General features: G+C 71.6%; 1 protein-coding gene. It reads left to right on the top strand.

What is annotated here, in order from left to right:
* Window position 1: 1 nt before the first annotated feature.
* Window positions 2-1,074 (top strand): transposase (locus AQJ91_RS48390; RefSeq protein ID WP_234383493.1); only part of this gene is annotated, 1,073 nt, incomplete at its 3' end.

Here is a 1,074-nt window from a genome sequence, read left to right as displayed (position 1 = left end):
CGTGTTGTCCCGCTTTCGGGTTGAGTTCTACGAGAGCCTGTACGCCCGCGCGGACGTGCTCTTCGAGCTGACCGACGCGGTGCTGTGCACCGATGGCCCGGTCAAGACGCTGGTCGAGCTTTCCCTCGCGCATGAGATGCGGCGCGGACACGGTGCCCTGTACGCGGCTCTGGACAAGGGCTGGTGCGAACCGGCCCGTATGCGCCGGGCGCTGGCCGATCTCCCGCTGCCCCGCATCGCCGACGGCCGCATCGCGTTGGCGGTGGACGTCTCCAACTGGCTGCGTCCCGACGCGAACACCAGCCCTGACCGGCTCTTCTGCCACGTCCACGGCCGCCGCGCCGACCGCAGCTGCGACCAGCTGATCCCAGGCTGGCCCTACTCCTTCGTCGCGGCCCTCGAATCGGGCCGCACCTCCTGGTGCGCCCTGCTGGACGCCGTCCGCCTGGGGCCGACCGACGACGCCACCACGGTCACCGCCGCCCAGCTGCGCGAAGTCGTCACCCGCATCATCGCCGCAGGCCACTGGAGCAACGGCGACCCCGACATGCTGATCGTGATGGACGCCGGCTACGACAGCGCCTACCTCTCCCATGCTCTGGCCGACCTGCCCGTAGTCCTGGCCGGGCGCCTGCGCTCGGATCGCGTCATGCTCCGCGACGCGGGCCCGGCCCGCTCCGGCCCCCGGGGCGGGCGGCCGCGCAAGCACGGCGGCGTGCTGACCTTCGCCAAGCCGGAGTCCTGGCACGCACCCGAGGTCACCACGATGACGGACACCACCCGCTACGGGAAGGCGGAGGCGATGGCCTGGGACCGCATGCACCCCCGCCTGACCCACCGCGGACCCTGGCTGGAGCACGCCGCGGAAGAACTCCCGCTGCTGCACGGCACGTTGATCCGTCTCACCGTGGAACGACTGCCCGGCGAGGCCGCCCCCAAGCCGGTGTGGCTGTGGTGCTCGGCCACCGGCGCCGCCCCGGCCACCGTGGACCTGTGGTGGCGGACGTTCCTGCGCAGGTTCGACATCGAGCACACCTTCAGAATGATCAAGCAGACGCTCGGCTGGACCGCGCC

Source organism: Streptomyces dysideae, assembly GCF_001514305.1.
In the GTDB taxonomy this organism is placed as follows: Bacteria; Actinomycetota; Actinomycetes; order Streptomycetales; family Streptomycetaceae; genus Streptomyces; species Streptomyces dysideae.
Note: the sequence above shows the minus strand (reverse complement) of the source record. Positions and strands in the feature narration are given on the sequence as shown.